The 20,328-nt window shown below is 61.0% G+C and carries 18 protein-coding genes; 10 read left to right on the top strand and 8 right to left on the bottom strand.

Annotated elements, in window-relative coordinates:
- Window positions 1–65: 65 nt before the first annotated feature.
- Complete coding sequence (locus tag ACIQJ2_RS09005) at window positions 66–2,033, top strand: 3-hydroxyacyl-CoA dehydrogenase NAD-binding domain-containing protein (RefSeq protein ID WP_400669727.1); 1,968 nt, start codon at window positions 66–68, stop codon at window positions 2,031–2,033.
- A 97-nt stretch (window positions 2,034–2,130) separates the two neighbouring features.
- Window positions 2,131–2,577: a VOC family protein gene (locus tag ACIQJ2_RS09000; protein WP_400669724.1), complete on the top strand. Its 447-nt coding sequence runs from the start codon at window positions 2,131–2,133 to the stop codon at window positions 2,575–2,577.
- A 27-nt stretch (window positions 2,578–2,604) separates the two neighbouring features.
- Here the strand turns inward: ACIQJ2_RS09000 and ACIQJ2_RS08995 are convergent, their stop codons facing one another.
- The 3 genes from ACIQJ2_RS08995 to ACIQJ2_RS08985 form a co-directional block, all read right to left on the bottom strand.
- Window positions 2,605–3,816: an adenylate/guanylate cyclase domain-containing protein gene (locus ACIQJ2_RS08995; protein ID WP_400669721.1), complete on the bottom strand. Its 1,212-nt coding sequence runs from the start codon at window positions 3,814–3,816 to the stop codon at window positions 2,605–2,607.
- A 155-nt stretch (window positions 3,817–3,971) separates the two neighbouring features.
- Window positions 3,972–4,874: an SDR family oxidoreductase gene (locus ACIQJ2_RS08990; protein ID WP_400669719.1), complete on the bottom strand. Its 903-nt coding sequence runs from the start codon at window positions 4,872–4,874 to the stop codon at window positions 3,972–3,974.
- A 79-nt stretch (window positions 4,875–4,953) separates the two neighbouring features.
- Complete coding sequence (locus ACIQJ2_RS08985) at window positions 4,954–5,694, bottom strand: SDR family oxidoreductase (RefSeq protein WP_400669716.1); 741 nt, start codon at window positions 5,692–5,694, stop codon at window positions 4,954–4,956.
- A gap of 121 nt (window positions 5,695–5,815) precedes the next feature.
- On the opposite strand from ACIQJ2_RS08985, the gene ACIQJ2_RS08980 reads away from it, so the two are divergent.
- The 3 genes from ACIQJ2_RS08980 to ACIQJ2_RS08970 all read left to right on the top strand — a co-directional run bounded on the left by ACIQJ2_RS08980 (window position 5,816) and on the right by ACIQJ2_RS08970 (window position 8,778).
- Window positions 5,816–6,727 carry a LysR family transcriptional regulator gene (locus tag ACIQJ2_RS08980; RefSeq protein ID WP_400669713.1) on the top strand — a complete coding sequence of 304 codons (912 nt, stop codon included), beginning with the start codon at window positions 5,816–5,818 and terminating at the stop codon, window positions 6,725–6,727.
- Between the two features lie 137 nt (window positions 6,728–6,864).
- Window positions 6,865–8,211, top strand: coding sequence for an LLM class flavin-dependent oxidoreductase (locus tag ACIQJ2_RS08975; protein ID WP_400669711.1), 1,347 nt, complete (start codon window positions 6,865–6,867; stop codon window positions 8,209–8,211).
- Window positions 8,212–8,235: 24 nt separating this feature from the next.
- A complete protein-coding gene (locus tag ACIQJ2_RS08970; RefSeq protein ID WP_400669708.1) occupies window positions 8,236–8,778 on the top strand; it encodes a carboxymuconolactone decarboxylase family protein in 543 nt (180 codons plus the stop codon).
- 149 nt (window positions 8,779–8,927) lie between these two features.
- Here the strand turns inward: ACIQJ2_RS08970 and ACIQJ2_RS08965 are convergent, their stop codons facing one another.
- The gene (locus ACIQJ2_RS08965; RefSeq protein ID WP_285172870.1) at window positions 8,928–9,356 is read right to left on the bottom strand and encodes an OsmC family protein; all 429 of its coding nucleotides are present in this window, start codon (window positions 9,354–9,356) and stop codon (window positions 8,928–8,930) included.
- A 152-nt stretch (window positions 9,357–9,508) separates the two neighbouring features.
- On the opposite strand from ACIQJ2_RS08965, the gene ACIQJ2_RS08960 reads away from it, so the two are divergent.
- Window positions 9,509–10,774 carry a glycerate kinase gene (locus tag ACIQJ2_RS08960; protein ID WP_400669705.1) on the top strand — a complete coding sequence of 422 codons (1,266 nt, stop codon included), beginning with the start codon at window positions 9,509–9,511 and terminating at the stop codon, window positions 10,772–10,774.
- 20 nt (window positions 10,775–10,794) lie between these two features.
- Here ACIQJ2_RS08960 and ACIQJ2_RS08955 read toward each other — a convergent pair whose 3' ends face one another.
- The gene (locus tag ACIQJ2_RS08955; RefSeq protein ID WP_199148066.1) at window positions 10,795–10,977 is read right to left on the bottom strand and encodes a hypothetical protein; all 183 of its coding nucleotides are present in this window, start codon (window positions 10,975–10,977) and stop codon (window positions 10,795–10,797) included.
- 335 nt (window positions 10,978–11,312) lie between these two features.
- On the opposite strand from ACIQJ2_RS08955, the gene ggt reads away from it, so the two are divergent.
- From ggt to ACIQJ2_RS08940, 3 genes are all read left to right on the top strand, one after another.
- Window positions 11,313–13,055 carry a gamma-glutamyltransferase gene (gene ggt / locus ACIQJ2_RS08950; RefSeq protein ID WP_400670251.1) on the top strand — a complete coding sequence of 581 codons (1,743 nt, stop codon included), beginning with the start codon at window positions 11,313–11,315 and terminating at the stop codon, window positions 13,053–13,055.
- Window positions 13,056–13,409: 354 nt separating this feature from the next.
- Window positions 13,410–14,864, top strand: a complete 1,455-nt coding sequence (locus tag ACIQJ2_RS08945; RefSeq protein WP_400669702.1) for an MFS transporter — start codon at window positions 13,410–13,412, stop codon at window positions 14,862–14,864.
- A 228-nt stretch (window positions 14,865–15,092) separates the two neighbouring features.
- Complete coding sequence (locus ACIQJ2_RS08940; RefSeq protein ID WP_400669699.1) at window positions 15,093–16,646, top strand: VOC family protein; 1,554 nt, start codon at window positions 15,093–15,095, stop codon at window positions 16,644–16,646.
- A 73-nt stretch (window positions 16,647–16,719) separates the two neighbouring features.
- Here the strand turns inward: ACIQJ2_RS08940 and ACIQJ2_RS08935 are convergent, their stop codons facing one another.
- A complete protein-coding gene (locus ACIQJ2_RS08935) occupies window positions 16,720–17,997 on the bottom strand; it encodes an L-fuconate dehydratase (protein WP_400669696.1) in 1,278 nt (425 codons plus the stop codon).
- A gap of 40 nt (window positions 17,998–18,037) precedes the next feature.
- Window positions 18,038–19,198, bottom strand: a complete 1,161-nt coding sequence (locus tag ACIQJ2_RS08930) for a CaiB/BaiF CoA transferase family protein (protein ID WP_400670248.1) — start codon at window positions 19,196–19,198, stop codon at window positions 18,038–18,040.
- A gap of 230 nt (window positions 19,199–19,428) precedes the next feature.
- Between ACIQJ2_RS08930 and ACIQJ2_RS08925 the strand changes: the two genes are divergently transcribed.
- The gene (locus tag ACIQJ2_RS08925; protein ID WP_199150366.1) at window positions 19,429–19,845 is read left to right on the top strand and encodes a carboxymuconolactone decarboxylase family protein; all 417 of its coding nucleotides are present in this window, start codon (window positions 19,429–19,431) and stop codon (window positions 19,843–19,845) included.
- Between the two features lie 57 nt (window positions 19,846–19,902).
- Here the strand turns inward: ACIQJ2_RS08925 and ACIQJ2_RS08920 are convergent, their stop codons facing one another.
- Window positions 19,903–20,292, bottom strand: a complete 390-nt coding sequence (locus ACIQJ2_RS08920; RefSeq protein WP_184702785.1) for a hypothetical protein — start codon at window positions 20,290–20,292, stop codon at window positions 19,903–19,905.
- Window positions 20,293–20,328: the final 36 nt, after the last annotated feature.

The raw sequence follows: 20,328 nt of genomic DNA, 5'->3' as shown, positions 1-20,328 counted from the left end.
AAAGAGATAGAGAGTTTTCGCGTTTCGAAGAAACGTGAAAACTCTCCAGACAGGCGGTCAAGATCATGTCGGCATTGCGCTTTTCGGACACCATCTCGGCGGCGCTCGCCGATGGCATCCTGGTCGTCACCATAGACAACGCACCGGTCAACGCGCTCTCCGCAGATGTGAGAGCCGGCCTGATGGCCGCGCTCGATCACGCGGGGAAGGACGGTGCGGTCAAGGGCATCGTCCTGACCGGCGCAGGCAGCACTTTCATCGGCGGCGCCGACATCAAGGAATTCGGCAAGCCGCCGGTCGAACCGCTGCTGCCCGATGTCATCTCGCGCATCGAAACCTTTGCCAAACCCGTTGCCGCAGCCATCAATGGCGCCGCGCTCGGCGGCGGCCTGGAAGTGGCGCTTGCCTGCCATCGCCGCCATGCTGCCCCGTCAGCCAAGCTCGGACTGCCTGAGGTCAAGCTCGGCATTGTTCCCGGCGCCGGCGGCACGCAGCGCCTGCCCCGCCTGATCGGTATCGCCGCGGCCATCGACGTGATCACGAGCGGGCGCATGGTCTCCGCCGCCGAAGCAGTGAAGCTCGGCATTATCGATAGCCTGTCCAGCGGCGTTCCGGTCACGGAAGCCGTCGCAGATATCAAGGCAATCGACAGCTCCACCCTTCGCCGCACCGGCCTGTTGCCCATCCCTGCGGAAGCAGCCGACATCATCGACAAGGCCGCAACGGACGCATTGCGCAAGGCCCGCGCTCAACGGGCGCCCTCCGAAGCCGTCCGGCTTATCCGCCTGGCAGCGACCACCTCCCTGACGGAAGGACTGGCCGAGGAGCGCCGCACCTTCATCGAGCTTCGCGACAGTGAAGAGGCCGCCGCCTTGCGTCACGTCTTCTTCGCCGAGCGGGCCGCAGGCAAGGTCGAGGGACTGGAAGCGGTCGCGCCGCGCAGGATCGAAACGATCGGCATCGTCGGCACGGGTCTCATGGGCTCGGGTATCGCCGTTGCGGCACTCAATGGTGGCTACCGCATCATCGGCGTAGAACAGAGCCCAGACGTTGCAGAAAAAGGCCGCGAACGCATCATCGGCCTGCTCGACAAGGCCGTGCAATCCGGCCGCCTCGATGCGGCTGGCCGCGAGGACCGCGTTGGCCGCTTGACCGTTACGGCCGATATGCAGCAGTTGTCGCAGGTCGACATCGTCATCGAAGCCGTCTTCGACGATCTCACCGTCAAGACGGAATTGTTCCAGCGCCTCGATGCGATCGTTCGGGGCGACGCCATCCTCGCCACCAATACCAGCTATCTCGACCCGGATGTCATCGCCGCCGCCACTGCACGGCCGGAACGTGTCGTCGGACTGCACTTCTTCTCGCCCGCGCATATCATGCGGCTGCTTGAAGTGGTGAACTGCAAGCGGACGGCGCCCGACGTACTGGTGACAGCCCTTGCGCTTGCAAAGCGGCTGGGCAAGCTGCCCATCGTCTCCGGCGTCACCGAAGGCTTCATCGGCAACAGCATCTTTTCCGCCTATCGTCGCGAAGCCGAATACATGCTCGAAGATGGTGCCTCGCCGCAGCAGATCGATGCGGCGCTGGAGGCCTATGGTTTTCCGATGGGTCCGTTTGCCGTCTTCGACATGGCAGGCCTGGAAATCGCCTGGGCACGCCGCAAGCGGCAGGCCGCGACACGCGACCCTTCGGAACGCTATGTCGTCATCCCCGACCGGCTCTGCGAAGCCGGACGTTTCGGCCAGAAGACCGGGCGCGGCTGGTACACATATCCCGATGGCAAGCGGACCGTCGATCCTGACGTGACGGCCATGATCGAAGCCGCCCGCGCCGAGAAAGGCATCGTGCCGAAGCAGTTTACCGCCGACGAAATTGTCTCCCGCCTGCTGAAGGCCATGACCAATGAGGGCGATGCTCTGCTTTCACGAGGCATTGCCGCCCGCGCCAGCGACATCGATCTTGTGATGATCAATGGTTACGGCTTCCCGTCGAACAAGGGCGGCCCGATGTTTGCGGCAGGCCGTCGCTGAGAGACGAATAACCTCGGCTGCTTGAGGCAATTCAAGCCTCCGTTGTTCGGCCTGTCAACACCATGTAGAGTCGGGCAACACTCGGGAGATCGGCACCATGGCACTCAAGCGAATGGACAATGTCGGAATTGTCGTCGAAGACCTCGGAGCGACGATCGATTTCTTTCTCGAACTTGGCCTCGAGCTCGAAGGGCGGGCCACGATCGAAGGAGAATGGGCCGGACGCGTTACGGGGCTGGGCGATCAGCACGTCGAGATTGCCATGATGCGCACGCCGGACGGACACAGCCGGCTCGAACTCTCCCGCTTCATCAGACCAGCTGTCATCGCAGACCACCGCAACGCCCCGGTGAACGCTCTCGGCTATCTCCGCGTTATGTTCGCCGTCGACGATATCGACGAGACGCTTGCAAGGCTGCGCACGCTCGGCGCGCAAGTCGTCGACGAAGTTGTCGAGTATAAGAATGCCTATCGGCTTTGCTACATCCGTGGACCCGAAGGACTTCTGATCGGACTCGCTCAGGAACTGAGCTCGGCGCGATAGGCAGACAAAACGCCATGCAGCCGCGGATCAGGCGGCCGAGGATAGCAGCGTGAACAGTTCCTGCGGTCGGTTGACGCCACGCAGCGCGTAACGACCGACCGAGACGAGATCGTTGCCGCGGTTGGTGGACAGCGCCTCGACGAAATTCGACGACATCAGGATGTTGCGATCGGCCGAACGGCACATCGAGGCGATGCGGCTGACCTCGTTGACGGCAGGTCCGATGACCGTGAAATCGAGCCGGTCCATGCTGCCGATATTGCCGTAGAAGACATCGCCGATATGCAGGCCGAGATAGACATCCGTCACCGGCCTGCCCTCGATCTGCCGCTGCGAATTGAGGTCGCGCAGCCGCTGACGCAGCAGCGATTCCGCCATCAGGGCGGCAGCGCAGGCATCAGCGGAATTCCTCGCCTTGAAGATGGCCAGCGTGCCGTCACCGATCAGCTTCAACACATTGCCGCCCGCCTCATGGATCGACGAGATCACCGCATCCGCATAGGCATTCAGCATCGGGATGATATCATCCGGCTCGGCGGTATCGGAGATTCGTGTGTAGTTCGCGAGATCGGAAAACCAGAGCGCCGCTGAAATCCGCTCGGTCTTGCCTCGGGTAATCTTGCCCTCAAGCACATGCCTGGCAGCGTCCTCGCCGAGATAGACCTCCGCGATGGTACGGGCGATGCGGCTCATGCCGGTGCACTTGATTGCAAGCGCAAGCGCCGGCGTCAGCTTGCGCAGCACGCGCAGATCCTCTTGCGGGAACCCGACTTCGGCCGCCGTGGCGAAGTTGGAGTAGAAGCAGTCCATCTCGCCGATCGTGCCGCCCTCTTCGAAGCGATGCACCATGGCGATATAATCGGTGTGACCATCCTCTTTGAGCTTATCGAGCCCGAAAAAGTCCGTTGGTTCGCCGAAGCCGATCCGACGGCGCACTTCGTCTCCGCCCGTCGTCAGCATGTGATAAAAAGCAGAACGAACCCAGTTTTCGGAGGCGATCCCTTGATGCGACGGGCCATATTCGAACTCGCGCTCGATCACCTGGTTACCATCCCAACGGAAGGCCCGGCCTTCATAGACCGGATGCAACGTATCCATCAGCGCCATGGCGCGATCAAGCTTGAGGCCGTGCGCGCAGCACTGGTCGCAGAAACCCGAGAGGATATCGACTTCCGCCATCCCCTTGAGACCGGCCTGCATGAGCCAGCTGGCAATTTCGCCGATGTCCTTCGCGTCCATGGATATCTCCCGACCCTATGAAGGATTCGCTTTAGTACGAAATTCTAAGGCTTGGAATGCCGTACTGCACAAAATAGTCTCGACGAACGTAAGTCATTGCCGCTCCTGTGGCACAGAAGCGGCGATTTGACACGCTGGAAGGTGGCGGTGAGGTCTCAGCCCCTCGCGATGGGCCGCAGCAAATCCTCCAGACCGATGCGTCGGAATAGTTCTGCGCGCACCCGGTCGGCAACGCCATTGACGACTTCCGCACCATCCTCGGAGGGATCGATATGTGTCCGGAAGGGTCGCGTACCAAATGGCATATCGACCACATTGACGATTGCAGTCGCCACCGAAGTAGCATCGGCATCCGCCGGTTCCAGTGAGGCCAGCCCTTTCAATGCCTGGTCAGGAACGCCGGCATATGGGCCGTTGTCGTATTCAGCGGCACGGGCCTTGTCTGCCGGCGAACCGGAATGGGCAAAGTGGTTGGTGCCTTTGGTGAAGGCGCCGGGCACGATGATGGCGGTCTCGATGCCCCAACGGGCCAGCTCCGAAGCGTAGGAGACGGCAAGCGAATCCATCGCCGCCTTGGCTGCGAAGTAAGGCGAGAGATAGGGCGGCGTGCCACCACGGGTGCTGGACGAGGAAACCCAGACGACCAGCCCCTTCCCTTCCTTGCGCATATGGGGCAGCACGGCCCGATTGACACGCTGGGTGCTGAGCACATTGATGTCGTAGAGCTCGGCAAACTGCTCCGGCGTGAATGCCTCTGCCGGGCCGAAGAACATGTGGCCGGCATTGTGGATGATGGTGTCGATGCGTCCCTGCTCGGCGACGACGGCGGCAATGCCGGCATCGACGGAGGCATCCGAGGCGACATCAAGTTCGACGGTCCTGAGATCGACGCCGTTCTCTGCGGCAAATGCCGCTGCCGCCGCAACCTGCGCCGCATTGCGTCCCTTGGTTTCGCGGATGCCCGCATAGACGGTATGCCCTGCCTTGGCGAGAGCGCGTGCCGTCAGAGCGCCGAAGCCGCTCGACGCGCCAGTGATGACAATGACTTGCTTGCTCATGATCCTGTTCCTTTGCTGGATTGGCTGCTTTTCGCGATAGGTTGGAGGGCGGCAGGCATTGCCCTGCCGCCAAGTTGGCTCAGATCATGCCGCCATTGGCACGCAGCGTCTGGCCGTTGACCCAGCCACCATCCGGGCCGACAAGGAAGGAAACGGCAGCGGCAATGTCCTGCGGTGTGCCGAGGCGCTCCAGCGGGTTCATCTTGGCCATGCGGTCGATGAGTTCATCGCTTTTACCGTTGAGGAAGAGATCCGTGGCCGTCGGGCCGGGAGCGACCGCATTGACCGTGATCGAGCGACCGCGCAGTTCCTTCGCCATGATGCCGGTGAGCGCCTCAACGCCGGCCTTGGTTGCCGCATAGACACCGTAAGTTTCGAGTTTCAGGCCGACGATGCTGGTCGAAAAGTTGACGATGCGGCCGCCGTCGCGCAGCCGCCTGCCGGCCTCGCGCAGCGTGTTGAACGTGCCCTTGAGGTTGATGGCGATGTGGCGGTCGAAATGAGCGTCGTCGGCATCGGCGATCTTGGCAAGCTGCATGATGCCGGCATTGTTGACGAGGACATCGACACCGCCGAAGGCTGCCTCGGCCGCATCGAACATGCGGCGCACGGCGTCGACATCGGAAACATCGGCCTTCGCGGTCAGCGCCTTGCCGCCTTTCTCCTCGATCTTGCGAGCCAGTTCCTCGGCGGCGGCCTCGCTGCCGGAATAGTTGATGACAACAGTGAAGCCATCCTCGGCCAGCCGCTCGGCAATGGCTGCGCCGATACCGCGCGATGCGCCGGTGACGATCGCTACCTTTTTGGAATTGCTACTCATTTTCCTCATCCTTCGTTGCTCTGCGCCGTGGCGCGTTTCGATGAGGAGAAGATGCCTCTTTTCATACGGCGGATAATCGGCCATTAATCGGCATCACTATCCGAAATTAGCGAACAAATAGATGGACAGATTCGATGCCATGCGGGTGTTTTGCCGGGTCGTGGAACGGCGCAGCTTCACGCTGGCGGCGGAAGATACCGGCCTGCCCCGCTCGACGGTGACGGATGCCATCAAGCAGGTCGAGGCGCGTCTCGGCGTGCGTCTGCTGCAGCGCACGACGCGGCATGTCAGCCCGACGCTCGATGGAGAAGCCTATTACCAGCGCTGCCTGCGCATCCTCTCCGACATTGAGGATGCGGAAGGCGCCTTTGCCGGCGCCAAGCCGAAGGGGGTGTTGCGCGTCGACGTGCATGGCACGCTTGCCCGGCATTTCGTGCTGCCGAACCTGCCCTCCTTCCTCGAAACCTATCCCGACATAGAACTGCAGATCACCGAAGGCGACCGGTTCGTCGACCTGATCCGCGAAGGGATCGATTGCGTGCTGCGCGTTGGCGCGCTGCAAGACAGCGACATGATCGGTCGTCGTGTTGCCATGCTGGAGGAAGTGACGCTCGCGGCGCCGGCCTATGTCGAACGTTTCGGCACACCGGCTCATCCCGATAGGCTCGATGGCCACCGCATGATCGGCTTCCGCTCTTCCGCAACAGGTGGTCTGCTGCCGCTGGAGTTCCAGATCGACGGCGCAGTCCGCGAGATCACCCTGCCGGCCACCATTTCCGTCAACGCAGCCGAGAGCTATTTCGCCGCCGCCAAGCTCGGCCTCGGCCTGATCCAGGTTCCACTCTATCACGCCGAGGAAGCGTTACGATCGGGCGAGTTGCTGCATCTCCTTCCGGACTACCCGCCGACACGAACGCCTGTCTCCATGCTCTATCCGCGCAGCCGGCAGCTTTCACCGCGAGTGCGCGTCTTCATAGACTGGCTGGTCAAGGTTTTCGCCGGACAGAACGGCGCCGAAACCGTGCCCGGATGAATATTCCGCGAAAGCGATCAAATAAATGAAATCGGCCCTTTGAATGCGCGAGGAGCACGCCTACGTCGTAGGGCATCATTCCGTTCTCGATGCCGTTTCGGCGTCGTGACAGCCTGAAGATTTTCGAGAGAGAGCCGATGACCGAACAGAAGCAATTGAAGCTCGGGGCCTTCATGCGTCCCGTCAGCCTGCATACCGGTGCGTGGCGTTATCCCGGCGCCTATCCGGACGCCAACTTCAATTTCCAGCATATAAAGAGCTTCGCGCAGGAGCTGGAAAAGGCTAAATTCGATGCCTTCTTCATGGCCGATCATCTGGCCGTTCTCAACATGCCGATCGAGGCGCTGAAACGCAGCCACACCGTTACGTCCTTCGAGCCATTCACCCTGCTTTCGGCGCTCGCCGCCGTCACCGACAGGATCGGTCTGGTCGCCACCGCCTCGACGACCTTCGACCTCCCCTATCACATTGCCCGCCGTTTCGCCTCGCTCGATCACATCAGCGGCGGCCGCGCCGGCTGGAACATCGTCACCACATCCAATCCCGACGCGGCACTTAACTTCGGACTGGAAGAACATATGGAGCATGGCGAGCGCTACCATCGCGCCCGCGAATTCTACGATGTCGTTACCGGCCTCTGGGACAGTTTTGCCGACGACGCCTTCATCCGCGATCCCGAGAGCGGCATCTTCTTCGATCCCGAGCGGATGCATGTGCTTGGGCACAAGGGCGAGGAACTCAGCGTTCGTGGTCCGCTCAACATCGCCCGTCCGCCGCAGGGCTGGCCCGTCATCGTTCAGGCAGGACAGTCCGACGCCGGCCGTCAGCTTGCCGCCGAAACGGCAGAAGCGGTCTTTGCCGCACCCCGCGATCTCACCGACGGCAAGTCGATCTTTGCCGATATCAAGGGACGCATGAAGGCAATCGGCCGCGACCCGGATCACCTGAAGATCCTGCCCGCCGCCTTTATCGTCGTCGGCGATACCGTCGAAGAGGCGAAGACCAAGCGGGCGAAGCTCGACAGCCTCGTCCATTACGACAGCGCCATCGCTTCCTTGTCGATCGCACTCGGGCACGATGCCTCCAAGTTCGATCCGGATGCTCCGTTGCCGGAAACGCCGGAAACCAATGCCAGCAAGAGCGGTCGTGAACGCGTCATCGCCCTTGCCGAAGCCGAAAAGCTCACTGTCCGCCAGCTAGCCCAGCGCCTCGGCGGCTATGCCGGCCTCGCCTTCGTCGGCACGCCGCAGAGCATCGCAGACGAGATGGAACAGTGGTTGCACGAGGAAGGCTCCGACGGTTTCAACGTCGTCTTCCCCTTCCTGCCGCAGGGCTTGCTTGACGTGACGACCCGTGTTGTTCCAGAGCTTCAGCGCCGCGGCATTTTCCGCCGCGACTACGAAGGCACGACTTTGCGCGAACACCTCGGCTTGCCGCGCCCGGAAAACCGCTTCTTCAAGGCTAGCGCTGAAGCCGCGCAATAAGAGAGTCCACTACAAGAGAATAACATGAGCCATATTACCCCGATCGATTACGAAACCGCTTCGGACGCCGTGCGCGCCGAGCATGACCGCGAAGTGCAGCTGCGTGGCCGCATGACGAACATGAAGCGGACATTGCTGCATTCGCCGGTGGCGCATCGCATCTATGCGGAATGGTTTCCTCTGCGCGAGGAACTGCGCCCGGCGCTGGACGATCGCGGCGTGTGGCTGCTTTGCCAAGCCATCGCGATCGAATGCCGCTCGATCATCCCGGTCGGCTTCTTCCGACGTGCGCTGATCAATGCCGGCCTGACGCCGGAAACGATCGTACCGACGGAAGACGAAGCCCTGCTGATCGAGTTCGGCAAGGCAATCGTCAGGGATTCAAACGCGATTCCCGAAGACGTCTGGGCACGACTGAAAGCCCGCTACGACGAGCCGACCCTTGCCAATCTCGTGGCTTTCGCGGGGATCATGATCGCGACTGCGATCTACAACAATGCTGTGAAGGTGGATATCGATCCGGAGCTTGGGCCTTACCTCGAAGGGTTTGTGTTTCCTTCGAAATAACGAAACGGCCCCTCTCCCCGTTCTGACGAGGGAGAGGGAGCGATAACACCAAGCATCTTCTCCCCGCCTGCGGGGCGAAAGTGGACCTGACCAGTTTAGCGAAGCGCGACTGCGAAAGGACGAATGTGGGGTTACTCCAAACCCAAAACTCACCCCGAAATCGTCGTCTCGAACTGCGGATTGCCGCGGATCGTGTTGCTGACGGTGCAGATCTCGTCTTCGGCGGCATGCGCGATGGCGTTGCGCACCTCGTCGCTAAAATCGCCCTTGATGGTGAAGGCGATATTGAACTTCTCGACGCGGGAAAGGCCTTCGGTGGCCTTTTCGCCTGTCACGACGGCGGTGACTTCGGTGAGCTTGTCGAGCACGCCGAGGCTGCTGGCTGCCATGCGGGCGCTCAAGACCAGGCAGGCGGATAGAGACGAATAGAGCAGATCGAGCGGGTTGAAACCGGGCTGAGACGGAGAGGTAACGATATCGATCTCACCGCCGGTCACCGAGGTCACATGCGGAAAACCGGTACGGCCGACCGTTGCGGTGGCACCCGTCTGCCTTGTCTTCACTTTCAGTTCGGCCATTTCGAAAATCCTTGCAATAACAGCGTAAAATCCTTTCCCTCTACATAGGGATTCATCGCGCGGGACACAATTGCAGTTCCTGCCCCTTGCGTCTTCAAGACAGTTAAGCCACCAAATGGTTACAAGATCATCGCAAGACAGGCAGTTTCGATATGACCGTTTCCGATCCCCGCGCCTTCCTGATCTCTCTGTTCGATGCCGCCGTGCGCGCCGCCGATCCACTGACCGGCATCCGCACGCATCTACCGAAAAAGCCGAAAGGCCGAACGATCGTCATCGGCGCCGGCAAGGGCTCGGCTCAGATGGCGGCAGCACTGGAACAATGCTGGGATGGCCCGCTGGAGGGCCTGGTGGTGACGCGATACGGCTTCTCCGCCCCCTGCCGCCAGATCGAGATCATAGAAGCCGCCCATCCGGTGCCGGATGAAGTGGGACTTACCGCCTCCCGCCGGCTCCTCAAACTTGTCGAGGGCCTGACCGCAGATGATCTGGTGATCGCCTTGATATCAGGTGGTGGCTCGGCCCTCTTGCCCTCGCCCGCAGGCACGCTCAGCCTCGCGGACGAGATCGCCGTCAACAAGGCACTGCTCGCTTCCGGCGCCCCCATCTCCGCAATGAATGTCATTCGCAAGCACCTGTCGACCATCAAGGGCGGCCGGCTCGCTGCTGCCGCCTATCCCGCCAAGGTCGTCTCGCTCGTCGTCTCGGACATACCCGGTGACGACCCAGCACTCGTGGCATCAGGCCCGACGGTGCCAGGCGTCGGCACGCGCGAGGAAGCCCTTGATCTCATCCGCCTCTATCGCATCGAGTTGCCGCCAGCCGTTCTCGCCCATATCGAAAAGGCTGAAGCGGATGCACCGCGCCCCGACGATCCGCGCTTTGCCGGCAATGAGGTTCATCTCATCGCATCGGCCGGGGTCTCGCTGGAGGCCGCAGCCGAGGTGGCGCGTGCCGCGGGCATCGAAGCAGCCATCCTCTCCGATGCGGTCGAAGGCGAAGCCCGCGAGGCCGCTCATGTCCACGCCGCCATCGCCCGCGAAGTACTGCATCGCAATCGCCCCTTCGCCAGGCCAATCGTGCTGCTATCAGGCGGGGAGACGACGGTGACACTGAAAGGCAAGGGCAAGGGCGGCCGAAACTCGGAATTCCTGCTGTCGCTCGCCATCGATATCGACGGCCATGCCGGCATTCACGCCATGGCCGCCGACACGGATGGCATAGACGGCAGCGAGGACAATGCCGGCGCCTTTGTGGATGCCGGTACAGTGGCACGGCTTCGCGAGGCGGGAATGGTTCCCGCCGAAATGCTGGCAAACAACGATGCCTGGACGGCATTCGACGCCATCGGCGATCTATTCGTGCCCGGCCCGACTGGAACTAACGTCAACGATTTCCGCGCGATCCTGATAGCCTAGCATCGTGAAGCAAGACACGATCAGGCAATCGCGCTGCAATCGTCGCAACGCCAATAGGCTGCAGCCATCGATGACCACCTGAAAAAGTGCCGGCTGCAATGGCTGCATTCGATTTCGATGATATGCGTCTTTTCAGATATGACGAGCGGCTTGACCTGCGTCATGCGCTCGCTCCTCCAGCGTTCAAGCTTCGTCACGGCCATCCCTAACCTCCACGCAATACTACTGCCTCGGTTGAAGGCTCCTTAAAGTAGATTCAACTAATAAAAGAAATATTACAGGTGCCGGGCTATCCATCGCTCCCGCACCGAGGTGAACACGGAATCGATCCACACCCATCGGATTCGCCCGGTTTCAAGCCTCTTACCGCGCAGTGCGCGATTGGCGGCAGCAGCTCCGCCGGAACTCGCAGATCCATTGCCGGCTCATATCGCAATGGCATCTTCAAAAAATTGCAACTGCGGATATCGCCATTTCCGAATAGGGCACCATTTCAAAAATGGGCTTCGTTCCCAAGCCAATAACGGGAGGCATGATGATGCGCCATTTCCGCCATCGAGCGATTTCGTCGGTGACCTTGATCACCTTTGCCCTTTTCTCGGTAACAGCCAGAGCCGCCGCGCCACCACCGGTGGAGGCCGAACACGGCATGGTGGTCACGGCGCAGCATCTCGCCACGGATGTCGGCGTTGAGGTGTTGAAAAGCGGCGGCAATGCCGTCGATGCGGCGGTCGCCGTCGGCTACGCATTGGCGGTGGTCTATCCGACCGCCGGTAATATCGGCGGCGGCGGCTTCATGACCATCCGCATGCGTGACGGCAAGACGACCTTCCTCGATTTTCGCGAACGCGCGCCGTTGGCGGCGAAGAAGGACATGTACCTCGACGATAAGGGCAATATCGTCAAAGGCGCGAGCACCGACGGTTATCTTGCAGTCGGCGTCCCCGGCTCGGTCATGGGTTTCGAGACCGCCCGCGAGAAATACGGGACGAAATCCCGTCAGGATCTTATCGCGCCGGCTATTCGCTACGCCAAGGAAGGCTTCACGCTGAACCAGGCCGATGCGGCAGAGCTGAACGATAACAAGGATTGGCTTTCCCGCGATCCGGCCACCGCCGCGATCTTCACCAAGTCTGACGGCAAGCCGTTCGCGACGGGCGACAAGCTGACCCAGCCGGATCTCGGCAACGCTCTCTCCGATATTTCGGATCAAGGGCCCGATGGTTTCTACAAGGGGCCGGTCGCCAACGCCATCGTCAAGGCAAGCCAGGATAAGGGCGGCATTCTCGCGACCCAGGATTTCGAGCAATACAAGGTTCGTGAACTCGACCCGGTGAAATGCGATTATCGCGGCTACCAGATCATTTCTTCGCCCCCACCCTCCTCCGGCGGCATCATCATCTGCGAAATCCTCAACGTGCTGGAAGAATATCCGCTCTCCTATACCGGCTATGGTTCGGCCGATACGGTGCATGTCATGGTCGAAGCCATGCGCCACGCCTATGTGGACCGCAACTCGGCGCTTGGCGACCCCGACTTCGTCAAGAACCCCGTCAGCAAGCTGCTGGACAAGGATTACGCAAAGACGATCCGTGACGGCATCGATCCGTACAAGGCCGGTGTTTCTGCCGACCTGATGCCCAAAGGTCTCGGCGAAAGTCATGAAACAACGCATTATTCGATCATCGACAATGACGGCAACGCCGTTGCCGTGACCTATACACTGAACGGTGAATTCGGCGCCGGTGTCGTCGCGCCAGGCACGGGTATTCTGTTGAACAACGAGATGGACGACTTCACCTCCAAGCCGGGCGTGCCCAACCTTTACGGCCTGGTGCAGGGCGAGGCCAACGCCATCGAGCCGAAGAAGACGCCGCTATCCTCGATGAGCCCAACGATCATCGCCAAGGACGGTAAGCCCTTCATGGTGATCGGCAGCCCTGGCGGCTCGCGCATCATCACGATCACGCTCGAGGCGATCATCAACGTCATCGATTTCGGCATGAACATCCAGGAGGCGATCGACGCGCCGCACATCCATCATCAATGGCTGCCAGACAAGATCTATACGGAACCCCACGCACTTTCGCCCGACACGATCAAACTGCTCGCCGGCATGGGTTACACCGTTCAGGTCGACAATGACTGGCCGATCTGGGGCAAATCCGCCGGCATCCTCGTCGGCGGCAAGAGCCTCAGCGACATCGCCAAGGGCGGAGGCGCCCGCTACAATGGCGCGATGGATAGCCGCGCGGGCTCGGGGCTGGCGGCCGGTTACTGAGGCGCCGAACACCGGCCGACTCGATGAACCTGATCGGTGCCGCCCTTGTCGGCACCGGTCTTTTCGGCAGAGAAGACCGCGTGCAGAGAGCACATTATCTTACGCCGAAAAACCAACCGTGAGCATTTCCGCGCGATATCGCGCAATTCATTCACCTAGCGTTCATCTGCCGCCGCGTTCACGCTTATGTGTGTCATTTTTTTCATCCCATCAATCAGATTTGCGGTTTCTGATATGGCCATCGCGGCAGAGCAGGAGTATACAAACCGCCGTTCAAACGGGCCTTCGCGGCCGTGACCAGACTTGCGGTTCTGTCTTGCGACCCCACCGCACCATCGAGAGCGATCCCCGACAATGTCGGACCAGATATTCCAGGCCGCCCCTACCCGGCGGGCCGCACCGAATTTTCGTGTAGTAGCACTTATCGTAGCAAGTGCGATGTTCATGGAACAGCTCGACGCGACCGTGCTCGCAACAGCCCTTCCGACCATGGCAAGAGACTTCGGCGTCAGCGCGCCGGCCATGAGTATCTCGCTGACATCCTACCTTCTCAGCCTCGCGATCTTCATTCCGGCCAGCGGTGCCATCGCAGACCGCTTCGGGTCGCGCACCGTCCTCCGATCCGCTATTGCGGTTTTCGTTCTCGGCTCGCTTTTGTGCGCACAGGCGCCGAACCTGTTCTTCCTCGTCCTTGCCCGGCTTTTGCAGGGTCTCGGCGGCGCCATGATGCTGCCGATCGGCCGTCTCGTGCTGATGCGCAGCGTCGCGCGCAAGGACATGGTCAACGCCATGTCCTGGCTGCTGATCCCGGCGCTCGTCGGCCCCATCCTCGGCCCGCCGGTCGGCGGGATGTTCGTGACCTATCTCGACTGGCGCTGGATCTTCTATATCAACGTGCCGATCGGCATCATCGGCTTCATCCTCGTATCGATGTTCATCGAGGAAGTGAAAGGCCCGCGCACCGGTCGCTTCGATCTTTCGGGCTTCATCCTCTCGGGCATTTCGCTGGGATCGCTGCTCTTCGGCTTCGAAATGTCGAGCCGTGAAGGCGAAGGCTATCTCGCCATATTCCTGATCTCCATCGGCCTCCTGTTCGGCATCGCCTATCTGCGCCATGCCCGCAAGCATCCCTCGCCGATCATGGACTTTTCGCTGATGAAGGTGCCGACCTTCCGCACCTCGGTCATCGCCGGTTCGCTGACGCGCATCAGCCAAGGGGCTCACCCCTTCCTGATCCCGCTGATGCTGCAGCTCGGCTTCGGTCTTTCCGCCGCGGCAGCGGGCCAGATTGCAATCGCGACCGCGCTCGGCTCGATGGCGATGAAGCCTTTCCAGGTCCGCATCCTGCGCACGCTTGGCTTCCGCACGGCGCTCATCATCTTCGGCCTGATCGGCACGCTCGGCTACGGCCTATGCTCCATCTTCAAGCCGGACTGGCCGCTGCCCGTCATCTTCGTGATCCTGTTCTTCTGCGGCTTCTTCATGTCGTTCCAGTTCACGGCCTACAACACGATCGCCTATGACGAGATCGAGCGCGACCGCATGAGCATCGCGACCAGCTTCTACTCGACCTTCCAGCAGCTGATGCTTTCGCTCGGCATCTGCGTCGCCGCCCTTGCACTGCACGGCTCGACGCAGTTCCTGGGCCACGCCAAGCCCGAAATGGCCGACTTCTCCGTCGCCTTCATCGTCGTCACCGCGATTGCACTTCTCGCAGTCATCTGGAACGCCAGCTTCTCCCGCACCGCCGGCTCGGAAATCAGCGGTCACCGCCGCAAATCGCCGGAAGAGAGCCTCGGCGAGCACTAGAGCGTCGTGCTTCCTTTCGGAGGCACAAAGACGCTCTATCTCTTTGAATCTACGCATCGGGCTTCCGAAAATCCTGTCAGATTTTCGGGCCGATGCTGTCGGCTCGCCGCCGGCAGACTCAAGCAATAGCGCCTTTTGTGAACAGTGCCTTCACGGGCGGCGCATTGCATTGAACAATAACCACGACCTAAATAGCGGCCAGAACCAAATTACAGTCTGGAGCATCCCATGGTCGCTGGCATCCATCACATCACGCTGATTACCCGCAAGGTTCAGTCAAATGTCGATTTCTACGTCGGCTTCCTCGGCCTGCGCCTTGTCAAGCGCACCGGCGGCTTCGAGGACGCCACGCAGCTTCATCTCCTTTACGGCGATGCCACCGGCTCGCCCGGCTCGCTGATCACTTTTCTCGTCTGGGAAGACGGCTCGCCCGGTCGCGCCGGCGTCGGCCAGGTCGGCGAAATCTCGCTGGCAATCGATCCGACGAGCATCGGCTTCTGGCTGACCCGCGCCTTGAGCGCCGGTCTCAAGCCGGAGGGGCCGTCGGATGAATTTGGCGAACCGGTCCTGCGGTTGAAGGATCCGGACGGTGTCATCGTCAAGCTGGTCGGGACCAATACTCTGCCGGCAACGGCTCCGTGGACGAGCGAGAATATTCCGCAGGAACACGCGATCCGCCGCATTCGCGGCGCAACGCTGTTCAGCGAAACGCCCGAGGAAACGCAGGCCATCCTGATCGACCACTTCGATTACAAGCCATTCGCCACCAGTGGCGCGATCAGCCGCCTCATCTCGGAGCCCGGGGATATCCTCGACATCAGGGACGCACGCGGCTTCTGGGCAAGCGCGCCCGGCACGGGCACGGTCGATCACGTCGCCTTCCGCGCCGAAGACGATGCCGAACTGCAGTCGGTCCGCACCGCGCTGCAAGCGGTCAATTCTTGGCCAACCGCGATGCATGACCGCAAGTACTTCCGCTCGCTCTACGTGCGCGAACCGGGCCGTATCCTGTTCGAACTCGCGACGGATGCACCGGGCATGTTGATCGATGAGGATGAGGCGACGCTTGGCACACGCCTCTTTGCCCCCGGCGACAGTCCGAAGCTTTTGGCCGAACTGAACGTGATCCTGCCGCAGTTCTCCATGCCCGGCGAACCGCGCGTGATCTATCGCGATCTGCCCTTCATCCATCGCTTCTTCACGCCCGAGCAGCCGAACGGCAATGTCTTCGTCCTGCTGCATGGTTCCGGCGCCAATGAAACGACGATGCTGCCGCTTGGCCACAAGATCGACCCCAATGCGACCTTGCTCACCGTGCGCGGCCGCGCGCTTGAGGAAGGTGCCCCGCGCTGGTTCCGTCGCAACGGGCCTATGATCTTCGATCAGGCGGATATCGCCAGCGAAGCCGAGGCCTTTGCCGCCTTCATCGATGGCGCGGTCCACGCCTACGGTCTCGATCCGGATCGCATCGTCTATATCGGCTATTCGAATGGCGCCAACCTGCTGAACGCGATGCTGTCGCTGCAACCGCATCTCATCCGCCGCGCGGCGCTGTTGCGCTCCATGGCCGTGCTCGAAAATCCACCCGCAGCGGATATGTCTGATGCCGATGTGCTGGTGCTCGCTGGCGAAAAAGACCTCTACGGTCCATACGCTCAGCCATTGGCCGACCGCTTGCGCGAAAGTGGTGCCAAGGTCGAGCTTGCGACAGTGTCCGCCGGTCACGAGTTTGACGATGCCGATGTGCCGGTCATTCAGACGTGGCTCAACAAATCCGTCTGAGACCGACCTCTTGAACAGAAAGACAAAAGCCCGCCATCTGGCGGGCTTTCGCTTTGACGAGTACAGTTGGGGCTCACCCCTTGAACGTATATTCCGCGATCGATTCCGGCTTCATCTCGATCGAGAAGCCCGGCAGGCTTGGCGGCATATAGGCGGCGTCTCGGATGATGCAGGGGTCGATGAAATGCTCGTGCAGGTGATCGACATATTCGATCACGCGGCCATCCTTGGTGCCTGACACGGCGATGTAATCGATCATCGACAGGTGCTGCACATATTCGCAAAGCCCGACGCCACCAGCATGCGGCCAGACCGGCAATCCATACTTGGCCGCGATCAGCAGCACCGCCAGAACTTCGTTCAGACCACCCATGCGGCAGGAATCGATCTGCACGATGTCGATCGCACCCTCGGCGATGAACTGCTTGAACATGATGCGGTTCTGGCACATCTCGCCCGTGGCGACCTTCACCGGCCCAATGGCCTGGCGGATCTTGCGGTGTCCGGCAACATCATCCGGGCTTGTCGGCTCTTCGATGAAAAAGGGCTTGGCGAAGGCGAGCTTCTGAACCCAGTCGATCGCCTGATTGACTTCCCAGACCTGATTGGCGTCGATCATCAGATAGCGGTCGGGGCCGATCACCTCACGAGCAATGGTGAGGCGGCGAATGTCGTCTTCGAGATCACGGCCGACCTTCATCTTCACATGGTTAAAGCCGGCATCGATGGCTTCCTGGCAGAGGCGACGCAGCTTGGCATCGTCATAGCCGAGCCAGCCGGCCGAAGTCGTGTAGCAGGCATAGCCCTCGCGCTCGAGCGTGGCGATACGGTCGGCCTTGCCGGCTTCCGCCTTCTTCAGGATGGCGACGGCTTCGTCGCGGGTCAGCACGTCGGTCAGATAGCGATAGTCGACGATATCGGCGATCTGCTCGGCATCCATCTCGGAAACCAGTCGCCAGACAGGCTTGCCGGCTTCCTTGGCGAGCAGGTCCCAGACGGCATTGACGACAGCGCCGGTTGCCAGATGCATCGCGCCCTTTTCCGGGCCAATCCAGCGCAGCTGGCTATCGCTGGTCAGGTGCCGCCAGTATTTGCCGGGGTTTTCCAGAACAGTCGCAAGCTCTGTGCCGACAACCAGATGCCGCATCGCCTCGATCGCCATGCAGCAGATCTCGTTGCCGCGGCCGATGGTGAAGGTCAGGCCATGGCCGGCAAGGCCCGGCCGGTCGGTCTCGAGAATGACGTAGGCTGCCGAATAATCCGGGTCCGGATTCATCGCGTCAGAGCCGTCGAGGCTCTGCGATGTCGGGAAGCGCAAATCGAAAACGCGAAGATTGGTGATGCGCGTCACTGGAAAACTCCTTCTAAATCCATCGCGACCTCTCGACCCCTTAACCGAGATCGAACTCCTCCCAGAGTGCCGCATTATGCTCGCCAACGTGCGGGGCCGCACGCTCGAATTTCGGTCGCTGTCCATCGATGCGGATGGGCGAGCGGGTGGTATGCAGACTGACGCCATCGTCGCGCCAGACCGTCTGCAGCATGTCGAGAGCGCGGAAGCCCTCGCTGCCCAGCAGCTCCGGCCAGTTCAGCACGCGGGCGCACCAGATGTCGGCAGGCTCTAGTATCCCAAGCCAATCGTCGACATTGCGGGTGACAATGCGCGCCGCAATCAGCGCCTTGATCTCGTCGCGCGCGGTAAACCAGCTTTTTGGATCATCGCGATAGGGCGCGAGTTCGTCCATGCCGAGCAGATCGGCAAGCTTGGAAAGCGGCGTCATGGCAATGGCGAGATAGCCGTCGGCCGCAGGATAGACGCCATAGGGGGCGGAAAGATAGGCATGGGCGCTGCGGACATGGGAGCGCTCGGGCAGCTTGTTGTCGCTGTTCATATGTACGCTCAGCACCTCGACCTGCAGATCGACCAGAGCCTCGAGCAGGCTGGTCTCCACCAATCCGCCCTCGCCCGTCACGCCGCGACGCACCAATCCTGCAAGAATGCCCTGGGCCGCAGCCGCACCCGCCAGCATGTCGCCGATCGCGAGGCCGAAGGGCACCGGGCCCTGCCCCTCGTCGCCGTTCAGCCACATGACACCGGAGCGTGACTGCGCCAGGAGATCCTGTCCTGGCCGCGCCACCCATGGCCCTTCTTCACCATAACCGCTGATCGAACAATAGACGAGGCGCGGATTGAGCTTGCGCGCGGTTTCATAATCCAGACCCAGCCGTTCGATCACGCCAGGGCGGAAATTCTGAACGAGAACATCGGCTTTGGAGATCAGCTTGCGCAAAGCGCTCATGTCGCGCTCGTTCTTCAGGTCGATCGCTAAGCTCTCCTTGGAGCGGTTGATCGCATGGAAGATGGTCGAATCGCCGCTCTCATGGTCGCTGAGATAAAGGCCGCGCGAGAGATCGCCGCCGGCAGGCCGCTCGATCTTGATGACCCTCGCGCCGAGATCCATCAACCGCAGAGTGCAATATGGGCCGGACAGAAACTGGCTCATGTCTACGATAACAAGCCCGGCCAGCGGCAGGTCCTTCTTCAGCGCCATCGATACTTCCGCTCTCTTCATTCGCTCCGGCAAACGCGCTCCTCTGTCTCGACAATCACCGTCGTTCCGATTTTCGCGCAAGCCTCAATCTTCTTATGTAAATAATATTTTCACATATGGATCATATTTGCAAACAGAAAGACGGAGGATATTTGCCGGCCATCGGGCTTACGCCACCGGAAAATGCGCTATGTTCCGACAGGACGAGGTTCTTGACGAGGAGATGGAGTATGGCGACGGTCAAATTGCTCGGCGATGCCGAGGCGGAAGCGATCCCGGCGGTCAAAGCCGTGTTCGACGATATTCGTGCGGTCCGGAAATCGGATTTCATCAATAATTTCTGGCGCGGCCTCGCCAACGACCCGGTTCTGCTCAAGCGCACCTGGGAAGGCTTGAAAGCGGTCATGATGGCGGACGGCCCGCTCGATCCGCTGGTGCGCGAGATGATCTATATCGCGGTCTCGACCGCCAATGGCTGCACCTATTGCATCCATTCTCACACGGCTGCCGCCAGAGCCAAGGGTATGACGGATGCACAGCATGCCGATCTGCTTGCCGTTATCGGCCTCGCGGGCCAAACCAACCATCTCGTGACGTCGATGCAGATTCCCGTCGATCCGGAATTCGAGGCCGGCCACCGCAAATAAAGCAAAAAGGCCCGCAGGCGGGTGCCGGCGGGCCTTCTATCAGTAATGTTGACGCTTTTAGCGGTCAGACTTTTCGGTAGCCTGAACCTCTGCGGCAATCGCGGCGACGTTGATGCCGTTGTTCACGGCCAGCAACCTCTTGCGAACCAGAACGCCCATGACGCGCGCTGCGGTCGAGAATGTCATCGTATCCAGCGGACCTTCGCCCTCCCAGGGCTTGGTCAGGCGCTCGGTCACAGCCGAGACGATATTGTTGGGCACGATGTCGGTGCATTCGCGCATGGCTTCGAAAACGACGCTGATGGGGACAATGCGCCCCTCGAACGTCACGATCGGTTCGGTGACTTCGCTGTCCCATTCCTCAAAGGCATAGAGCGCCTCACGGAACAGCTGCTGCAGAGTGATGGGGGCATGACCCTCATGAAGGGGCGGCAAGGCATTCGACATGTCTGTCTCCTTTCAATTGGAAGTCCGGCGCATGTA

Origin of the sequence: Rhizobium sp. NPDC092011, from assembly GCF_044756305.1 — a bacterium.
Lineage (GTDB): Bacteria > Pseudomonadota > Alphaproteobacteria > Rhizobiales > Rhizobiaceae > Rhizobium.
This window is presented reverse-complemented; position numbering and strand designations above follow the sequence as displayed.

Excerpts from the sequence above, each read along its gene's own strand:
- ACIQJ2_RS08995 (WP_400669721.1), bottom strand. The coding sequence starts at position 3,816 with ATGGACGCGAAGGACATCGGCGAAATTGCCAGCTGGCTCATGCAGGCC.
- ACIQJ2_RS08955 (WP_199148066.1), bottom strand. The coding sequence starts at position 10,977 with ATGGCCGTGACGAAGCTTGAACGCTGGAGGAGCGAGCGCATGACGCAG.
- ACIQJ2_RS08945 (WP_400669702.1), top strand. The coding sequence starts at position 13,410 with ATGTCGGACCAGATATTCCAGGCCGCCCCTACCCGGCGGGCCGCACCG.
- ACIQJ2_RS08965 (WP_285172870.1), bottom strand. The coding sequence starts at position 9,356 with ATGGCCGAACTGAAAGTGAAGACAAGGCAGACGGGTGCCACCGCAACG.
- ACIQJ2_RS08990 (WP_400669719.1), bottom strand. The coding sequence starts at position 4,874 with ATGAGCAAGCAAGTCATTGTCATCACTGGCGCGTCGAGCGGCTTCGGC.
- ACIQJ2_RS08920 (WP_184702785.1), bottom strand. The coding sequence starts at position 20,292 with ATGTCGAATGCCTTGCCGCCCCTTCATGAGGGTCATGCCCCCATCACT.
- ACIQJ2_RS09000 (WP_400669724.1), top strand. The coding sequence starts at position 2,131 with ATGGCACTCAAGCGAATGGACAATGTCGGAATTGTCGTCGAAGACCTC.
- ACIQJ2_RS08970 (WP_400669708.1), top strand. The coding sequence starts at position 8,236 with ATGAGCCATATTACCCCGATCGATTACGAAACCGCTTCGGACGCCGTG.
- ACIQJ2_RS08980 (WP_400669713.1), top strand. The coding sequence starts at position 5,816 with ATGGACAGATTCGATGCCATGCGGGTGTTTTGCCGGGTCGTGGAACGG.
- ACIQJ2_RS08940 (WP_400669699.1), top strand. The coding sequence starts at position 15,093 with ATGGTCGCTGGCATCCATCACATCACGCTGATTACCCGCAAGGTTCAG.
- ACIQJ2_RS08925 (WP_199150366.1), top strand. The coding sequence starts at position 19,429 with ATGGCGACGGTCAAATTGCTCGGCGATGCCGAGGCGGAAGCGATCCCG.
- ggt (WP_400670251.1), top strand. The coding sequence starts at position 11,313 with ATGCGCCATTTCCGCCATCGAGCGATTTCGTCGGTGACCTTGATCACC.
- ACIQJ2_RS09005 (WP_400669727.1), top strand. The coding sequence starts at position 66 with ATGTCGGCATTGCGCTTTTCGGACACCATCTCGGCGGCGCTCGCCGAT.
- ACIQJ2_RS08930 (WP_400670248.1), bottom strand. The coding sequence starts at position 19,198 with ATGGCGCTGAAGAAGGACCTGCCGCTGGCCGGGCTTGTTATCGTAGAC.
- ACIQJ2_RS08975 (WP_400669711.1), top strand. The coding sequence starts at position 6,865 with ATGACCGAACAGAAGCAATTGAAGCTCGGGGCCTTCATGCGTCCCGTC.
- ACIQJ2_RS08985 (WP_400669716.1), bottom strand. The coding sequence starts at position 5,694 with ATGAGTAGCAATTCCAAAAAGGTAGCGATCGTCACCGGCGCATCGCGC.
- ACIQJ2_RS08960 (WP_400669705.1), top strand. The coding sequence starts at position 9,509 with ATGACCGTTTCCGATCCCCGCGCCTTCCTGATCTCTCTGTTCGATGCC.